Source organism: Cohnella hashimotonis (assembly GCF_030014955.1).
Classification (GTDB): Bacteria; Bacillota; Bacilli; order Paenibacillales; family Paenibacillaceae; genus Cohnella; species Cohnella hashimotonis.
Genome location: NZ_JAGRPV010000001.1, coordinates 4,037,213 through 4,055,379, shown reverse-complemented (window position 1 = coordinate 4,055,379; position 18,167 = coordinate 4,037,213). Strand labels below are relative to the sequence as shown.

The 18,167-nt window shown below is 56.8% G+C and carries 18 protein-coding genes; 17 read left to right on the top strand and 1 reads right to left on the bottom strand.

All coding sequences use genetic code 11. The features are described 5' to 3' along the window. Window positions 1-100: 100 nt before the first annotated feature. The 14 genes from KB449_RS16365 to KB449_RS16300 all read left to right on the top strand — a co-directional run bounded on the left by KB449_RS16365 (window position 101) and on the right by KB449_RS16300 (window position 14,096). Window positions 101-1,432 (top strand): HD-GYP domain-containing protein, encoded by a 1,332-nt coding sequence (locus KB449_RS16365; RefSeq protein ID WP_282909391.1) that lies wholly within the window; start codon window positions 101-103, stop codon window positions 1,430-1,432. Window positions 1,433-1,536: 104 nt separating this feature from the next. Further along, window positions 1,537-2,676, top strand: a complete 1,140-nt coding sequence (locus KB449_RS16360; protein ID WP_282909390.1) for a transposase — start codon at window positions 1,537-1,539, stop codon at window positions 2,674-2,676. Between the two features lie 477 nt (window positions 2,677-3,153). Beyond that, window positions 3,154-4,125, top strand: coding sequence for a sigma-E processing peptidase SpoIIGA (locus KB449_RS16355; RefSeq protein ID WP_282909389.1), 972 nt, complete (start codon window positions 3,154-3,156; stop codon window positions 4,123-4,125). 15 nt (window positions 4,126-4,140) lie between these two features. After that, window positions 4,141-4,863, top strand: coding sequence for an RNA polymerase sporulation sigma factor SigE (gene sigE, locus KB449_RS16350; RefSeq protein ID WP_282909388.1), 723 nt, complete (start codon window positions 4,141-4,143; stop codon window positions 4,861-4,863). Window positions 4,864-4,948: 85 nt separating this feature from the next. Continuing rightward, window positions 4,949-5,731, top strand: a complete 783-nt coding sequence (sigG, locus tag KB449_RS16345) for an RNA polymerase sporulation sigma factor SigG (RefSeq protein ID WP_090115206.1) — start codon at window positions 4,949-4,951, stop codon at window positions 5,729-5,731. Window positions 5,732-5,916: 185 nt separating this feature from the next. Further along, the gene (locus KB449_RS16340; RefSeq protein WP_090115208.1) at window positions 5,917-6,192 is read left to right on the top strand and encodes a YlmC/YmxH family sporulation protein; all 276 of its coding nucleotides are present in this window, start codon (window positions 5,917-5,919) and stop codon (window positions 6,190-6,192) included. A 55-nt stretch (window positions 6,193-6,247) separates the two neighbouring features. Continuing rightward, window positions 6,248-7,087: a peptidoglycan editing factor PgeF gene (pgeF, locus tag KB449_RS16335; protein ID WP_282909387.1), complete on the top strand. Its 840-nt coding sequence runs from the start codon at window positions 6,248-6,250 to the stop codon at window positions 7,085-7,087. 14 nt (window positions 7,088-7,101) lie between these two features. Then, window positions 7,102-7,797: a YggS family pyridoxal phosphate-dependent enzyme gene (locus KB449_RS16330; RefSeq protein WP_282912835.1), complete on the top strand. Its 696-nt coding sequence runs from the start codon at window positions 7,102-7,104 to the stop codon at window positions 7,795-7,797. A gap of 13 nt (window positions 7,798-7,810) precedes the next feature. After that, window positions 7,811-8,269, top strand: coding sequence for a cell division protein SepF (locus KB449_RS16325; protein WP_282909386.1), 459 nt, complete (start codon window positions 7,811-7,813; stop codon window positions 8,267-8,269). Between the two features lie 17 nt (window positions 8,270-8,286). Then, window positions 8,287-8,571, top strand: coding sequence for a YggT family protein (locus KB449_RS16320; RefSeq protein WP_282912834.1), 285 nt, complete (start codon window positions 8,287-8,289; stop codon window positions 8,569-8,571). A 20-nt stretch (window positions 8,572-8,591) separates the two neighbouring features. After that, the gene (locus KB449_RS16315) at window positions 8,592-9,377 is read left to right on the top strand and encodes a YlmH family RNA-binding protein (RefSeq protein WP_282909385.1); all 786 of its coding nucleotides are present in this window, start codon (window positions 8,592-8,594) and stop codon (window positions 9,375-9,377) included. 99 nt (window positions 9,378-9,476) lie between these two features. Next, window positions 9,477-9,989, top strand: coding sequence for a DivIVA domain-containing protein (locus KB449_RS16310; protein WP_282909384.1), 513 nt, complete (start codon window positions 9,477-9,479; stop codon window positions 9,987-9,989). 432 nt (window positions 9,990-10,421) lie between these two features. Then, a complete protein-coding gene (gene ileS / locus KB449_RS16305; RefSeq protein WP_282912833.1) occupies window positions 10,422-13,523 on the top strand; it encodes an isoleucine--tRNA ligase in 3,102 nt (1,033 codons plus the stop codon). Between the two features lie 207 nt (window positions 13,524-13,730). After that, window positions 13,731-14,096, top strand: coding sequence for a DUF5665 domain-containing protein (locus KB449_RS16300; RefSeq protein WP_434082510.1), 366 nt, complete (start codon window positions 13,731-13,733; stop codon window positions 14,094-14,096). 65 nt (window positions 14,097-14,161) lie between these two features. Here the strand turns inward: KB449_RS16300 and KB449_RS16295 are convergent, their stop codons facing one another. Then, the gene (locus KB449_RS16295) at window positions 14,162-14,902 is read right to left on the bottom strand and encodes a TraR/DksA C4-type zinc finger protein (RefSeq protein WP_282909383.1); all 741 of its coding nucleotides are present in this window, start codon (window positions 14,900-14,902) and stop codon (window positions 14,162-14,164) included. Between the two features lie 222 nt (window positions 14,903-15,124). Here KB449_RS16295 and lspA point away from each other — a divergent pair, with 222 nt between their 5' ends. The 3 genes from lspA to KB449_RS16280 all read left to right on the top strand — a co-directional run bounded on the left by lspA (window position 15,125) and on the right by KB449_RS16280 (window position 18,032). Next, window positions 15,125-15,655, top strand: coding sequence for a signal peptidase II (gene lspA, locus KB449_RS16290; RefSeq protein ID WP_282909382.1), 531 nt, complete (start codon window positions 15,125-15,127; stop codon window positions 15,653-15,655). Then, complete coding sequence (locus KB449_RS16285) at window positions 15,615-16,658, top strand: RluA family pseudouridine synthase (protein ID WP_282909381.1); 1,044 nt, start codon at window positions 15,615-15,617, stop codon at window positions 16,656-16,658. The genes lspA and KB449_RS16285 overlap by 41 nt, the downstream gene beginning before the upstream one ends. A gap of 120 nt (window positions 16,659-16,778) precedes the next feature. Next, on the top strand, window positions 16,779-18,032 hold the full coding sequence (locus KB449_RS16280) for an LL-diaminopimelate aminotransferase (RefSeq protein WP_282909380.1): 1,254 nt from the start codon (window positions 16,779-16,781) through the stop codon (window positions 18,030-18,032). Window positions 18,033-18,167 lie beyond the last annotated feature (135 nt).

Here is an 18,167-nt window from a genome sequence, read left to right as displayed (position 1 = left end):
AAATATGCGGTCTTCTTTTTTTGGCTTCAAGAAGCAGGTAATCGCCTTTTGTCTGTCGAACTCTCTGAGCACAGCTTAGCGTTATCCGCACAGGAGGCACATGATGAGCAATCCCTATCGTTCCTTTACAACTATGCTGACGGCGTTTGTAGTCATCTTTGGGGTGCTGCTTTCCGCCGTTTCCTATTGGTTTATCTCTCATGAGCTGATTGGCGAGACGAGCGGCCTGACGCGCGATGCGGTTGAAGAATACATATCCGGCTTGCCGGACGCAGAGATGCTTTTCAAGAAGCCGCCTTCGGATAAAACGGTCGCTGGTCAAACTGACGCCAGTCAGGTCGAGACTAACTCCAGGGCGAACGAAGAGGAATTAACGGCTAATATTCATGCCGCTTTTGATCCTTACGGTATAAGGCAAATTCGTTTCATGGGCCAAGGCGCTCAAGTATGGTTCAGCTATAGTCCCGCTAACATCGGTCTTGCGTTAACCGGACACGATCGAGTGAGATTTGACCGGGTGATGGATGAAGGGTCAATGTTGACCGCGAAAAAGACGACAGTGCTAAATCTGTGGATCCCGATCCGTTCGGCAGAGGGGACATTGATAGGCGTCGCGGAAGTGTCCAAAGATTGGTCGGCACAGAGCGCTAAAATATTCAAAATCAGCTTGACGATCGTCCTCCTCGTGGCTGCAGGGATGACGATTCTCTTTTTCAGCCTGCGGCATATTTTTTTGCGATCGTCGCGCGTCATCGAGAGTCAGAACAAAGAACTAAGCGATATGCTCGATCGCGTGCATCGCACTTATGACGAATCTTTACAGGCGATGAGCAGCGCGCTGGATAGCAGAGACAACGAGACGCAAGGACATTCTTTACGTGTAACGGCCTATGCATGGTTGCTGGGCAAGCAAATGGGCATCGAAGGGGAAGAACTGGAGATGCTATACCGCGGTGCGCTGCTGCACGATGTCGGCAAGATCGGCATTCCGGACGCCATCTTGCGCAAGGAAGGACCGCTGGACGAGATGGAATGGGCGATCATGCGGACCCATGTCAATATGGGCGTGCGAATGCTCGCGCATATCGAATTTTTAGGACCCGCGCTGGACGTCGTCCGCTACCATCATGAACGTTGGGACGGTCTCGGTTATCCGGACGGCCTGAGCGGCGAACAGATTCCGATTTGCGCAAGAATTTTCGCCGTGTGCGACACCTATGACGCCATCACATCGGACCGTCCGTATCGTGCTTCCAAATCTCATGAAACGGCGCTTGCCGAACTGAGCCGCTTCGCAGGCTCCCAATTTTGTCCCGCAGTCGTAGAAGCCTTTATGAAACTGCCTCCGGATACGCTGCAGCGTGTTCGCGAAATGTCGCAGCAGGATATTCAATTTCTGTCGCTCGACGAATTACTCCCTAAAGTCGTTTAAAGTTAGCATAATTAAAGTTCGGATAATTCCACGTGTGCTTTTTTAGCTTGCCTTCGCTTGTGCGAAGGCTTTTTAATTGCTGCAATAATTTTGAGCACAATTACATGTTATTTTCACCCTTTACCGACCTTATCCCCTTCGCTCAATTCAGCGAGCGACATCTTCGAATTTCTGACTTTACGACCCTCATGCTCTTCGCTCAATTTTGTCGCATGCGCCTCGTAGTCCCCTTTCTTGACCTTATCCCGTTTGCTCAAGGAGAAGTTATCCGCCTTATTGAGCTTATCCCGATTGCTCATATTTTCCATGGGAAGAGATTGACAAGAACAAATGTACGTTCTAAAATAAGAACAAACGTTCCTATTATGAGGGGTGAAGAAATGAGTTTTTTCGCCTTTCCTGAAGGTTCTTGGGAAACTTGGACAGAAGACCGCTGCGTCGAGGCTTTATTTAATGCGCGTTGGCCGGATGGTTTTCGGTGCCCGCGTTGTTCATATGCTCATTGCTCAGTGATCAGATCCCGCAAGTATCCCTTATACGTTTGCTCTTCTTGCCGACATCAAACTTCCGTTACCGCAGGCACTGTTTTTCATGGTACACGAACGCCACTGCGTATGTGGTTTCGGGCTATGATTTGGCTCGTAGAAGAAGCTACTTCTGTCGAACTTTCCGATTTATTGGGTGTTACCTACAAGACAGCTTGGCTTATCGGACATAAACTGCGAGATGCACTGACTCAAGAAGCGAATGAGCAGCAATTGTCCGGCGTCGTTGCGGTTACGGGCGGAATCTATGGATGGAGGAGGGCTTCCAGCAGCCTGGAAATGAAGCCTACGGATCAGCCGGTCGCAATAGGAGGAACGATGGACAGCGATCAAGAAATCCGAGAGATTAAGATGGAGCACCTTGACAGACGCGATTCCGGGAATTCACGTTTAATCAGTCGCTTTGCGCATATGAAATTCTCAGACTTTTATGTTTCCGATGACGTGAAGGCAGTTAAAGCTTTTCCTTACTTTGGCATGAACAAGCTTGCGCCTTTGTCGGCAGCTTTAACGCACGTTTTTCGTTGGCTCGATCATACGCTCCAAGGCATTGGGCCTAAGCACTTACAGGCCTATTTGAACCATCAATCTTTCGTTTATAACATGGCGAAGAAAGCCTCCAAAGTCGTTCCTTATCTGCTGCGTCTCTGTGCAATAAGCGATAGGATTACGTATCGCGAACTCACTGGGGCAAGTTAGTAGCGTCCGATCTACTAAATTAACTATGTTTAAATGCAAATTTTTTGAGCAAAGGGGATAAGATGAATTAGTTGGAGATCTATTTTTATAAACGAAGCACTGTACTTTTTGACTCGATTGACTCCGCGCTAATTTATAACGACCGCTCTTCTTCGGCTTCTAATTTTCTTCTTCCGATATATTAAATTATTAAAACGAACCAGCGCTTTTTATTGACATATTAAGTCAAAGTGAGCGAAGGGGATAAGGTCGGAAACGAGACAGGAACCCCTATGCGCCGTTGGGTCTGGGATAATATTACAGTATCTTGAGGGCTAGTTTCTACCACTCTCAACCCGATTTTGCTCGACAAAAAAACAGCCGAACTTGCGGCGTGTTTAGACAGACACCTCGCAGGTGCCCGCGTATACTGAGAGCAATCCATTTCGCCCTAGGGACAAACGTAAGCGATGGGAGTGCAAGAAAGGGTGGAGCGCGATGACGGTATACGTGGACTTGGTTTTTTTGTCCAATCTGACGATCGACGCGTCCATTCTGATGACGACGGCAAAGGTGAGGCACCTTCGGCCGCGCCGAAGACGGGTCGCGCTGTCTGCCAGTATCGGGGCGGCGTATGCGGCTGCCATGTTCGTGACTTCCGTACCTTATCTGTATTCGTTCGGCGCCAAACTCATGATTTCGGCTTTGATGGTTTATGTGACGTTCGGTTATGGAGGACCTCTCAAATTCGCCAGAACGATGGGTTCGTTTTACCTGGTGAACTTTGCGACGCTTGGCGCTGTGATCGGCATTTCTTCGCTGGTCAAATGGTCGGGGTCGCCTTGGAGAGGAATTGCTTTCACGGAAGACGGCGGTATGGTGCTGTCGTTTGACGTACAGGCCTTCATGCTGGCCGTGACGCTGGGCGTGGCGATCTGGCTGTACAGAAGCGAGGCGGAGAGCAGGGAAAGCAGGAAACGGTTGGAGGCACTAGTTGTAGACGTAACGATTCGAATCGGTGAACGGGAATGGTCGTGCAGAGGGCTCGTCGATACGGGCAACCGTCTCTACGATCCGCTCACCCGCATTCCGGTCATGATTCTCGAGGCTTCCCTATGGCGCGATGATCTTCCGATAGGCTGGGCGGATCGTCTGAAGTCCGAATCCGCAGATCGACTTATCGGCGAGCTGGAGGAAGCCGAGGGCGGCTTGTCCGCTTTCAGGGACCGATACCGTCTCGTTCCCTACCGAGCTGCCGGGGGGAGCTCGAAGCTGATGCTGGCCGTCAAGCCGGACAGCGTGTCAATCAAGGATCCTGCCGGGAAGGAAGCGGCTTGCGTCCATCGCCGCGTCCTCGTCGGCCTCGACGGGGGATCGTTGTCCTCGGAGGGCGCCTATCGTGCGATCATCCATTCCGATCTGACGCTCGCGAGCGTTGAAGTACCGGAATCATCACCCCAGACCGCTTAACAGGAGGTTGTGCAAGTGCCCGTTAAATTAAAGTTGATGTATCAGCTGACGTACTATCGCCTGTTGTTCTGGCTGGGCTGGAAAAGCGAAGAAGTGTACTATATCGGCGGCAGCGAAGCGCTCCCGCCTCCCCTTACAAGGGAGGAGGAGGAGTACCTGCTGGAGCGGCTTCCTTCTGGCGACTCGGCGATTCGCGCGATGCTGATCGAACGTAATTTGCGATTAGTCGTCTACATCGCCCGAAAGTTCGAGAACACCGGCATCCATATCGAGGATCTCGTATCGATCGGTGCGATCGGACTCATCAAAGCAGTCAACACGTTCGATCCGGAAAAGAAAATCAAGCTCGCCACTTATGCCTCAAGATGCATCGAGAACGAAATTTTGATGTATCTGCGCCGCAACAGCAAGACCCGGACCGAGGTGTCCTTCGACGAGCCGCTAAATATCGATTGGGACGGCAACGAACTGCTGCTGTCCGACGTTCTTGGCACCGAGAACGATACGATCTATCGCAATATCGAGGAGCAAGTCGATCGGAAGCTGCTGCACAAGGCGCTCGACAAGCTGGCTGACCGCGAGCGCACGATTATGGAGCTTCGGTTCGGTCTGGCCGACGGCGAAGAAAAGACTCAAAAGGACGTTGCCGATTTGCTCGGCATCTCTCAATCTTACATTTCAAGATTAGAAAAAAGAATTATTAAACGGCTCCGCAAGGAATTCAACAAGATGGTATGACCCGTAGCCGGCAGACTGACATGGGAATAAAAAGCCCATCCCAGGAGATACTTTACAGTAATGCTGCTCCCGGGAGGGAAACAACTTGACCCGCAACAAAGTGGAGATTTGTGGAGTGGACACCTCAAAGCTGCCCGTCCTCACCAACGCCGAAATGAGGGAACTGTTCCTGGCTCTGCAAACCCGCGGTGAACTCGAAGCCCGGGAAAAACTCGTCAACGGAAACCTGCGCCTCGTGCTCAGCGTGATTCAGCGGTTCAACAACCGCGGCGAATACGTAGACGATCTGTTCCAGGTCGGCTGTATCGGCCTGATGAAAGCGATCGACAACTTCGACTTAGGCCAAAACGTCCGTTTTTCCACCTACGCCGTGCCCATGATCATCGGTGAAATACGCAGATACTTGAGGGACAACAATCCGATTCGGGTGTCCAGAAGCCTGCGCGATATTGCCTACAAAGCGTTGCAGGTCCGGGATCAATTGACGAACCGTCATTCCCGCGAACCGACGATTTTGGAAATATCGCAAGTGCTCGGCGTTCCCAAAGAAGACATCGTCTTCGCCCTGGACGCCATACAGGACCCCGTGTCGCTCTTCGAACCGATCTACCACGACGGGGGAGACCCGATCTACGTGATGGATCAAATCAGCGACGAACGCAACAAAGACATTCAATGGATAGAGGAGATCGCGCTCAGGGAAGCGATGCGCAAGCTGAACGACCGGGAGAAAATGATCTTGTCCATGCGATTCTTCGAAGGCAAGACGCAAATGGAAGTGGCCGACGAGATCGGCATCTCGCAGGCGCAGGTGTCCCGGCTTGAAAAGTCGGCGATCCAGCAAATGCAAAAGCACGTCAAGACTTGAGCGTAAGCCTAAAATAGCTTGCGAGACCGGAGGCGACTCCGGTCTTTTTGTCGTTTGCGCCGCGAGAGCAGCAGGCCAAGGCCCGGCGGTCAACATTTCCGGGCATGGCTCATATATTAAATCATGGGCGGTTGACCGGGTCTAAAACAGTGCGTCCCGGGCCGCGGAAAGCGGGGAGCGCTGGCATGAAAATATCCGATTTTCAGGCGAAAGACGTCATTAATATCGTCGACGGCAAAAAGCTTGGCCATGTGGCCGATCTGGAGCTGGATCTCAGGCAGGGGCGTATTGACGCGATCGTAGTGCCGGTCGGAGGGAGAGTGCTCGGTATTTTCGGCGGGGGCGAGGATGTGGTTATCCCCTGGCGAAGCATCGTCAAGATAGGAACCGACGTCGTGCTGGTCCGGTTAGAGGAAGCGAGGCCATACAAAAGCATCGAGGCTGAAAACGGCGGGCGCTGACGAATATCGCCTCGGCGCCGCCCCTGTGGTAAACTTGTTGCGGAGGTGGGGCAATATGGAACCATTCGAATTTACGATCGAGTCTGCGGAAGCCGAGCGTCACGAGCCCGGATTGTTGCCCCTAGCGCCCTGGTCGCAATTTGAAGGCTTAACCGCCGGCTTCTCCGCGCGACTTGGCGGGAGCAGCTTGCCGCCGAGAGACGGCTTGAATACGGCGCTCCATGTGGACGACGATGAGCAAACGGTCATCGCTAATCGCCGCGCGATAGCGGAGGCGCTGGGTTGGCCGTTCGAGGCGTGGACTTGCGCAGAGCAAGTGCACGGCAGCCGCGTCGTCCGGGTCACGGACGCGGAGCGGGGCCTCGGAAAGCTGTCGCGCAAAAGCGCGATTCAGGACGCGGATGCGCTTATTACGGACGAGCCCGACATTTTGCTGGTCATGTACTTCGCAGATTGCGTGCCTTTATATTTTTACGATCCCGTGCATGGCGCGCTCGGTCTCGCCCATGCAGGCTGGAAGGGGACAGTAGCCGACGTCGCCGCCGAGACGATCCGCGCAATGAGAGACGCGTTCGGTACCCAGCCGTCGGATTTGCATGCTGCAATCGGGCCGTCAATCGGGGCTTGCTGCTACGAAGTGGACGATATCGTCATGAATCGCGTGCGCGGCATCGTACCCGACGACGAACGCTTCCATGTTCCGTCTTCCGAAGGCAAATCTCGGCTAAACTTGAAAGAAATCAACAAGCATCTTATGATTAAAGCAGGAATATTGCCGAGCCGCATCGAAATGTCTGGGTGGTGCACCAGCTGCAGCACGGATTTGTTTTTCTCCCATCGCAAGGAACGGGGACAAACCGGGCGAATGATGAGCTGGCTGGGTAAGAAGAAATAGAGGTGAATGCCGCGATGACGTTGGAGCAGCGGCTAAAGGACGTAGAGCGTCGCATCGCGGAGACTTGCGCAAGATGCGGCAGGGAGCCGGGGAGCGTGAATGTCGTCGCCGTGACGAAATACGTGTCCGCGGAGACAGCCAAGCGCGCGGTCGAAGCCGGGATGCGGCATATCGGCGAGAATCGCTGGCCCGCGGCGGAGGAGAAGTGGCGGCTGCTAGAGGGACAGGCCGTTTTCCATTATATCGGCTCGCTCCAGAGCAGAAAGGTCAAGGATGTCGTAGGCAAGTTCGATTACATCCATTCACTCGATCGCTTGTCACTTGCAGAGGAGATACATAAGCGTGCCGAAGCGCTGGGCATTCGTGTGCCTTGTTTCCTGCAGGTGAACGTATCCGGCGAAGACTCCAAGCATGGTCTTGCTCCCGGGGCGGTGTCCGCGTTTGTCGCATCGCTCGGCAAGCTGTCCGGTATCCGCTTGATCGGTCTCATGACGATGGCACCGATCGAAGACAATGCCGAGAAGACGAGGCCCGTGTTCGCCGGCCTTCGCAAGTTAATGGACGAGATCAACGGCATGTCTTTGCTGGACGAGCCGCTGACGGAGTTGTCGATGGGCATGTCCGGCGACTTTGAAGTCGCGATCGAAGAAGGCGCCACATGGGTGCGTCTGGGCAGCGTCCTGGTCGGTCACGAAGAGAACGACGGATAACGGAGGGATCATGATGGGCGTGGTTAACAAGTTCTTGAACTATCTCGGCCTTCAGGACGAACAAGAGCGGGACCGGGAGCGGGAAGAGCCGATGGGGTACGAGGATGAGCCGGAAGTTGAAACCTCGGCCTTCGAGGCGCGTAAACCTACGGGGAAGAATAATATCGTGAGCATCCATTCGCAGAAAAACGTTCGGGTGATTTTGACGGAGCCGCGAACGTACGACAACGAAGCTCAGGAGATCGCGGACCATCTGAAATCAAGACGTTCCGTCGTCGTGAACCTGCAGCGGGTGCGCAGAGATCAGGCGATCCGGATGGTGGATTTCCTGAGCGGAACAGTCTATGCGCTCGGCGGACACATTTCCAAGCTCGGACCGAACATCTTTTTGTGTACGCCGGATTCGGTCGAGATCACAGGGACGATCTCGGAGCTTCTCGCGGAGGATGCGGACTACACTAAAATGAGGTGACAGCAGCATTGACGGCTTTGGATCAGGTCATTAATTATCTGTATAGTTTGCAGCTCATTTACAGCTGGCTTATCCTAATCTACGTGCTGATGTCCTGGCTGCCCAACGTTAAGCAGAGCTACATCGGCGAGCTGCTCGGCAAGATCGTAGAACCTTATCTAAAGCCTTTTCGCAAGATCATTCCGCCGATCGGCGGCGTGCTGGACATTTCGCCGATCATCGCTTGGTATGCACTGAGGTTTTTGGTGAGAGGCCTTGAAGAAGTTATCCGCTTTGTCGCCGGCCTGTTCGGCGTGTCCTAAAGGGAAAGGAACGGACCAGCATGAGCAAGAGCGATATTTACGCACACTTCCTTCCTGACGAAAAGTCCTTCGTGGACCGCGCCTGGGAGTGGGTCGAGCGGGCCGCCGAGCAGCATGAGCTTCGGCGCACCGATTTTCTCGACCCGCGCCAGGCGCATATTTTGTATGCGCTGGCGAATCGACACCCGGACGCCGCGATCCGGCTCGAGGGCGGTTACGAAGGCGCGGAGCGGGTCAGGGCGCTGATCGCGCCGGATTACCGGCCGCTTGAGGACGAGGATGCCGGCATCGCGGTGCTCGAAATCGCAAGCGACGACCGCCGCCAAGCCGAGCTCGATCATGGCGATTATCTCGGCGCGCTGCTTGGGCTCGGGATCAAGCGGGAGAAAATCGGCGACATTCACGTCCGCGAGGACGGCTGCCATGTGCTGATCGCCACCGAGATCGGAGACTTCCTGCGCTCACATTTGAAGCAGGTGCACCGGCTCGAGACGTCGACGTCGGTGCTGCCGCTGGACCGGCTCCTAGCTGTTCCGGTGAAGCTTGAGGAGAGCGCAATCTCCGTCGCCTCGATGCGGCTCGACGGCATCGCGAGCGACGTGCTGCGCGTCAGCCGTGCAAAGATCATGGATCCGATCCGCGCCGGGCGCTGCCGCGTGAACTTCAAAACGGTGGAGGATCCGTCCGCACAGCTGCGCGAAGGAGACATCGTATCGTTCAAAGGATTCGGCAGATTCCGCGTGTTGGAGGCCGAAGGCATCTCTAAAAGCGGCCGGATTCGCTTGCGGATCGGCAAATATGTGTAGAATCAAGCAGGAATTGCGCGTCTCGCGTCGAATCTGCCTTAAATAGCGATCTAGCGAGCTGTCGCGGATTAAGAACACGATTCACGGGAGGAACGGCCAATGCCATTAACGCCATTGGATATTCATAACAAGGAATTCGGGCGCAGATTGCGCGGCTACGACGAAGACGAAGTGAACGAGTTCCTCGATCAGATCATCAAGGATTACGAAGCGATGATCCGCGACAACAAAGATCTTCAGAACCAGATTGTCGGTCTTCAAGAGCGACTTGGCCACTTCGCGAACATCGAGGAGACGCTGAGCAAAACGATTATCGTCGCGCAGGAGGCTGCCGACGAGGTCAAGAGCAATGCCAAGAAGGAAGCCCAGCTCATCGTCAAGGAAGCGGAGAAGAACGCCGACCGCATTATCAACGAATCGCTCTCCAAATCGCGCAAGTACGCGCTGGAGGTAGAGGAGCTGAAGAAACAGGCGGCGATCTATCGAGCGCGCTTCCGTACGCTTGTCGAGACGCAGCTCGACCTGCTTACGCAGGACGGCTGGGAGAAGCTCGAGCCGCCGGAGTCCCGCTCGCGGGACAATGAGCCGCGGGTTCGCGAGATCGTCGAATAGACGAAGGCGAAGCGACGATAATATGGACGAACGCCGATTTGACAAATCGGCCTCTTCGCCGTATAAATGGGTTATACGCGTTAACGTCGACGACGGGAACGGCGTGCGGATGAACCATCCCAGAGAGTTGGCGGCTGCTGCGAGCCAACGTTGGACGCCGCATCGCCCATCCTCCCCGAGACGCCGATCCGAACGTCCGGCGCCAGTGCCGGATTACTAAGACCGGCCGGTCCTTCCCCCGTTACGGGATACCGGCTCGACCGCCATGCCTCGCGCATGCCGGACGTCCGGCTTGAGCGCCGTATCCTATCCATGGTTGGGACAGCGGCTGAACAAGGGTGGTACCACGAGAGATGTCTCGTCCCTTTTACGGGGACGGGCTTTTTTTATTTTCAGAACCGATCGCAACTTACGAGAAAAGGAATGATGGTCATGCGTCGCGTGGACGTTAAAGAAAAAGCCCGCAGCCGCGAGCTGCGCGTACTGGAGCAATGGAAGGCCGAGGATACGTTCCGTCAGTCCATCGAGAACCGCAACGGCAAGCCGAACTTTGTCTTCTACGAAGGCCCGCCAACCGCGAACGGCAAACCGCACATCGGGCATGTGCTCGGCCGCGTCATCAAGGACTTCGTGAGCCGCTACAAGACGATGTCCGGCTATCGCGTCACGCGCAAGGCAGGTTGGGACACGCACGGCCTGCCTGTCGAGCTCGGCGTCGAGAAACAGCTCGGCATTTCCGGCAAGCAGGAGATCGAGAACTACGGCGTCGAGCCGTTTATCAAAAAGTGCAAAGAGAGCGTGTTCGAGTACGAACGCCAGTGGAGAGAGCTCACCGAGGCGATTGGTTATTGGACGGATCTCGACAATCCATATATCACGCTGGAAAACAAATACATCGAGAGCGTGTGGCATCTGCTGTCCGCGATTCACGGCAAAGGACTGCTGTACCGCGGCCATCGCGTCAGTCCATATTGCCCGGACTGCCAGACGACGCTCAGCTCGCACGAGGTTGCCCAAGGCTACGAGGACGTCAAGGACTTGACCGCTACGGCCAAGTTCAAGCTGAAGGACAGCGGCGAGTTCGTCCTCGCCTGGACGACGACGCCTTGGACGCTGCCGTCCAACGTCGCGCTCGCCGTGCATCCGGACATCGAGTACGTGCGCGTCAGCCAAAACGGCGAGACATTTATCGTGGCCGGCACGCTGGCCGAAAAGGTCATGAAGGGCGAGTACGAGACGCTCGGCACCGTGCGGGGCAAAGACCTCGTCGGCTTGGCCTATGAGCCGCTGTTCCCTTATACAGGCGGGCCGCTCGACGGCGCGTACCGCATCATCGACGCAGCGTTCGTCTCCGACTCGAGCGGTACGGGGATCGTCCACATCGCGCCGGCGCACGGCGAGGACGACTATCGCGTCGCCCGCGAGCACGGCGTGCCGATGCTGCAGCTGGTGAACGGCCAGGGCCGCTACACGGACGAGGTGAAGGATTTTGCCGGACGTTTCGTCAAGGATCCGGAGGTCGACATCGACATCGTGAAGTCGCTGTCCGAGCGCGGCCTGCTGTATCACAAGGAGAAGCACGAGCACAGCTATCCGTTTTGCTGGCGCTGCAAGACGCCTCTGCTGTACTACGCGACCGAGAGCTGGTTCATCAAGACGACGGCGGTCAAGGAGCAACTGATCGAAAACAACAAAGACATCGCCTGGTATCCCGAGCACCTGCGCGACGGCCGGTTCGGCAAGTTCCTCGAAGACCTGGTCGATTGGAACATCAGCCGCAACCGGTATTGGGGCACGCCGCTGAACGTATGGACCTGTGAAGACTGCGGCGCGGAAAAATCGCCTGGCAGCATCGCGGAGCTGCGCGCTGCGGCCGTGGGCGAGGTGGCTGAGGATATCGAGCTGCACAAGCCTTACGTAGACGCCATCACGCTTCGCTGCGACTGCGGCGGCAAGATGCACCGGACGCCGGAAGTCATCGACGTCTGGTTCGACAGCGGCTCGATGCCGTTCGCGCAGCAGCATTATCCGTTCGAGAACAAGGAGCGGTTCGAGGAGCAATACCCCGCGGACTTCATCTGCGAAGGAATCGACCAGACCCGCGGCTGGTTTTTCAGTCTGCTGGCGGTATCCACGTTATACAACGGCAGGGCGCCTTACAAGTCAGTCATCTCGACCGGGCACGTACTGGATGAGAACGGTCAGAAAATGAGCAAATCCAAGGGCAACGTCATCGACCCTTGGGACATCATTGAAGAGTTCGGCACCGACGCCTTCCGTTGGGCGCTGCTCGCAGACAGCGCGCCTTGGAACAGCAAGCGGTTCTCCAAGGGCATCGTCGCCGAGGCGAAGTCGAAGGTCGTCGACACGATCGTCAACACGCACGCATTCTATGCGCTGTATGCGACGATCGACGGCTACAAGCCGGAGGAGCACCCGGCGAAACGTTCGGCGAACAAGCTGGACCGCTGGATTCTGTCGCGTCTCAACTCGCTCGTCAGCGCCACCGTCGAAGGACTCGACGGCAACGACTTCCTTAATCCTGCGAAGCGCATCGAGGCGTTTGTCGACGAGCTGTCCAATTGGTACGTGCGCCGTTCCCGCGACCGCTTCTGGGGAAGCGGCCTGGGCGAAGACAAGGTCGCGGCGTACCAGACGCTCGGCAACGTTTTGCTGACGTTGGCGAAGCTCATCGCGCCGTACCTGCCTTTCCTTGCCGAAGATCTATACGGCAACCTTGGCGGCAAGGGCAGCGTTCATCTGGCCGATTATCCGGTAGCGGATGCCGGCGAGATCGACGTCGCGCTCGAGCGCGACATGGAGACCGCGCGCGGTATCGTCGAGCTCGCCCGCAACGTACGCAACGAAACGGGCCTCAAGACGCGCCAGCCGCTGTCCGAGCTGCTCGTCGCGCTGAGCGTGCCGTTCGACGCTGCCGAGTACGAGGAGATCGTGAAGGACGAGATCAACGTCAAGTCCGTGACGCTTGTGACCGAAGACAGCGGCTTCGTCGACTATACGCTTAAGCTGAACCTGAAGCTCGCGGGCAAAAAGTACGGCAAGCACGTCGGCCCCATCCAGGGCAGACTGAAGTCGTTGTCGGCGGAGGAAGCGCGCGAGATCGTATCGTCCGGCGAGCTGGCCTATAATTCGCCGGAAGGCGAGGCGCTCACGGTGACGCTGGACGAACTGCTCGTCGAAAAGCAGGCGAAGCCGGGCTTCGCGTCCGCGTCGGGCGGCGGCGTCACCGTCGCGCTCAACACCGAGCTGACGCCTGCGCTCGTGCAGGAAGGCATCGTGCGCGAGGTCATCCGCGCCGTGCAGGATCAGCGCAAAAAGCTCGATCTGCCGATCGAGCAAAGAGTCGGCCTCGTGCTCGAGGCGGACGCCGAGACCGAAGCGGCGCTGCGCGCCTTCGACGACGTGCTCCGCGACAACGTGCTCGTGAACGACGTGTCGTTCGGACGCACCGATGCGACGGAGACGGTGCAGGCCGGCGAGCTGCGGATCGGCATCGCGATCGTTGCCGGCTAAACGCCGGTTAAGCTTCGGTAATGCTCCGGCATGCTATTGCAACCGATGATCGCCCCGCGCCGAAGGGGTATGAACCGCGGCGATTTGTGCCAACCTGATTAAGAGCAGGAAGCTATAACGAGTCCTGTCCGCAGTTGAACGCAAGGCCATCCGGCCAGGCGTTCCGGCGGCAGGACTCGTTTTTTGCGCGGGAGGCGGGAAGGCGGCATGAGCGAGGACAAACCAGGCGCGAGATCGGACGCCAGGATGAAGACGCTGGCGGAAGAAGCGGGCGCGCTGCGGAGGTTGCTCGAGGGCTTGTCCACGAGGCTTGACGAATTGGCCGTGCAGATGGAAAAGGCACAGCTTAAAGATTACGTCAACCTGATGAGCAGGCCGTGGCAGCTCATATGGCGCAACTGGCTGTCGGGCATCGCCAGAGGGATCGGCATCGCGCTGGGCTTTACTTTTTTTGCGGCTACGATCGTATGGCTGCTTCAAATTCTCGGCGCGCTGAATTTGCCGATTATCGGCGACTACATCGCCGAGATCGTCAAGATCGTGCAGCGGCAGCTGGAGATCGAGCATTATTGAAAGGTCGTGGGGGCTTTTCTTGAGATACCAAGAGACGCCGGCCTTGCGGGCCGGCGTCCGGTTTTTCAGTCGTTCGTTTGTTCGTCGGTCCAAACGTCAGGCTCCAGCAAGCCTTCGCCTTCATGCGCTTCAAGATACCTTCGATAGGCGCTGTTGCGCACGATCCCGCTCGAGCGGCCGTTAATATCGGCGGCGAGAAAGCTCTCGATCGGCTCCACGAAGCCGTCGTTTTCATCCGATTCGATATAAAGCGCGCCGTAGTCGTCGTTATTGTTGCCTTCCGCCATGGCCGGACTGTCCGAGTTGCCCCACGATTCGATCTGCCAGGCGTCTTCGCCGTCGAAGCCGTTCTGATCTTCGCTCTCGTCCATGCTGGTGCGCCCGAACGGCGGATGCAGGAACAGCTCCTCGGCCGGCCGGCCTTCTTTTTCGGCCTGAATCGGCTCGTGTTCGACGCAGTACACCGCTGTCGGCAGCGCTGCGAGCCGTTCTGTCGGAATAAATTTGCCGCAGGCTTCGCAAATGCCGTACTCGCCCGTTTCCATGCGGCGGATAGCGGCTTCTATTTTTTCCAGCGTCAGCGCCTCGCGTTCAAGCAGGGCGATATCTTTGGCCCGCTCGAACGTCTCCGTACCGGCGTCCGCGGGATGATTATCGATGCCGCTGAGTTCGCCCGTGGCGTCGCGGTAGCTATCCGTCAGGCCGAAGTGACCGTTCGCGCCGACGCGGCGCTCGATATCGGCCCGAAGGTCCAGCAGCCGGCGGCGCTGCAGGGACATGAAGCTGTCGGGCAACGTACGATGCATGCCGATCCCTCCTTGATTTTGTCGCGAAGCGACATGGCGTTCCATACGAGAGATAGTTTGCTCGGACGGCCGGCGAATCATGTCGGGCAAGGGATGAACATCTACTGGAGGCATTGCCGCGAATTGGCGAAAGACGTTGGACGCCCGCTCCGGCGGTATGTTAAAATCAGTGCATTCGGCCAAAGCGGTCAGAATCATTCGCGGAAGGGCGGCAATCCGGACATGCAACGACGTCAAATCGGCTTATGGGTGTACTATTTCGCGGCTGCGATCGTATTCGCCATCGATTACGTATCCAAGAAGCTCATCGAGCACAACCTGGAACTGAACGAGCAGATCAAGGTCATCGGCAACTTTTTCCTCATCACGTTTATTCATAACCGTGGAGCGGCTTTCGGCATTTTGCAGGAGCAGCGCTGGTTTTTCTTGCTGATCACCGTTGTCGTCGTGAGCGCCATCGTCATCTATCTGAACCGGTCGCACCGGAACAACAGAAGGCTGATGCTCGCCGCGCTGTCGCTTATTTTGGGCGGGGCGCTTGGCAACTTTCTCGATCGCGCTTTTTACGGACAGGTCGTCGATTTCCTGCAATTCAACTTCGGCTCTTATACGTTTCCGATCTTCAATATTGCCGATTCCGCGATCGTCGTCGGCGTATGTCTGATTATTCTCGATTCGCTGCTCACGCCAACACCGACACAGGAGACCAAGAATGAACAACAGAACGAACCGAGCGAACGCCAGCCCGTCTGAACACGATGAATTGACTTTAACTGCGCCTCCGCAAGGAGAGCGTCCGTCCGCCATATCCGACGAGGATGAAGAAGTTACTGCAGGCACATTGTCCTGGGAAATCGACGAGGAAACGGCGGGCCAGCGGGTCGACAAGTTTCTGGCCGGCGCGATCGAAGACGAGTCCGTGTCGCGTTCGCAAATCCAGGATTGGATCCGCGACGGTCATGTGACGGTAGGCGGCATGAAGGTGAAGCCGAACGCCAAGCTTCATGCCGGCAGCGTCTTGAACGTAGACGTGCCCGACGCGGCGCCGATCGAGGCTCAGCCTGAAGATATCCCGCTGAATGTCGTCTATGAAGACGGGGATGTCATCGTGATCGACAAGCCGCGGGGCTTCGTCGTGCATCCTGCGCCGGGCCACGCCTCGGGTACAGTTGTCAACGCATTGTTGCATCACTGCCGGGATCTGTCCGGAATCAACGGGAACCTGCGTCCGGGCATCGTTCACCGCATCGACAAGGATACGTCGGGATTGCTCATGGCGGCCAAGAACGACCTCGCGCATGCCTCGCTCGCCCAGCAGCTCAAGGATCACTCCGTCACCCGCCGCTATACCGCGCTCGTCTACGGCAACGTGCCGCACGACCGCGGGACGATCGACGCGCCGATCGGGCGCGACAGCGGCGACCGCAAGCTGTTCACGGTGACCGAGAAGGGCGCCAAGCGGGCCGTGACCCACTTCACGGTGCTCGAGCGCTTCGGAGATTATACGCTGGTCGAGCTGCAGCTCGAGACGGGACGGACCCATCAGATCCGGGTTCATATGAAATATATCGGACATACGATCGTCGGCGACCCGTTCTATGGTGGGCGCGCCGGCCGTACGCTAGGCATGGAAGGACAAGCGCTTCATGCCGGCGTGCTCGGGTTCGATCATCCGCGCACCGGGGAGCGGATTTTGTTCGAGGCCCCGCTGCCCCAGGACATGGAGCATGCGCTGCACATGCTCCGCACGCGCTAGAATTTCTGCAAATGATCGACGGATTTGTCCATGGCGGCGAAGGCCCTTTTTAAGGCATAGTGATACCATTAAGCAAGCGATCCCATCACACGTCCGCCATCGGACAAGGAGTGTCGTCAAGTGAGCGTCGAACAATATCAAGGAACCTTCATTCAACAACAATTCGCGGACCGCATCGGCGGCGCGAACTACGGCAAGGATACGAACATCTACAAGTTTGAAAAGATCAAGCGCGCCAAGGCCGCGGCCAAGGCTGCGTTCCCCGACATCGAGCTGATCGACCTCGGCGTCGGCGAGCCGGACGAGAAGGCGGACGACGGCATCATCGCCAAGCTCGCCGAGGAAGCGGCCAAGCCGGAAAACCGCGGCTACGCCGATAACGGCATTCCCGAATTCAAGGCTGCGGCCGCGAAGTACCTGAAGGAAGTATTCTCGGTCGACGGCATCGACGCGGCCACCGAGATCGTCCACTCGATCGGCTCCAAGCCCGCGCTTGCCATGATGCCTTCGGCATTTATCAATCCGGGCGATGTCGCCATCATGACCGTACCCGGCTATCCGGTGCTCGGCACGCACACCAAGTATTTGGGCGGCGAAGTTTATAACGTCAAGCTGACGAAGGAAAACAACTTCCTGCCCGATCTGTCCGCCATTCCGGCCGATATCGCGAGGCGCGCCAAGCTGCTGTACCTGAACTACCCGAACAATCCGACAGGCGCGGCTGCCAGCCCCGAGTTTTTCGCCGAAGTCGTCGAATGGGCGAAGAAAAACGAAGTCGTCGTCGTGCACGACGCGCCTTACGCTGCACTCACTTATGACGGCGTAAAACCGCTTAGCTTCCTGTCGGTACCCGGCGCCAAGGATGTCGGCGTGGAGCTGCACTCGCTGTCCAAGTCCTACAACATGACCGGCTGGCGGATCGGCTTCGTCGCGGGCAACCCGCTGATCGTAAAGGCGTTCAGCGACATCAAGGACAACAACGATTCCGGTCAGTTCATCGCGATTCAAAAAGCCGCCGCATACGGCCTTGCGAATCCTTCGATCACGGAAGCGATCGCGCAGAAGTATTCGCGCCGCCACGACCTGCTGGTCGCCGCGCTGAACGAAATCGGCTTCAAGGCCGAAAAACCGAAGGGCTCGTTTTTCCTGTACGTCGAAGCGCCGAAGGGCATCAAGGGCGGTCAGCGTTTTGAGACGGGCGAGGATTTCTCCCAATTCCTCATTCGCGAAAAGCTCATCTCGTCCGTTCCGTGGGACGATGCAGGACACTTCGTACGCTTCTCCGTCACGTTCCTCGCCGCCGGCGAGGAAGAGGAGCGCCGCGTCATCGGCGAGATCAAGCGCCGTCTGACGGACGTCGAATTCGAATTTTAAGATTTGGCTTAGGCGGGGGCTTTCGGGCCCCCGCTTTTTGTTGACAGTCCATGTCGAAAATGAGATAATGAGTTCCAATGAAACCGTACCTTTAATTCAGTCCCGTGAGACTGGCAAGGTGGCGCGAATACTATG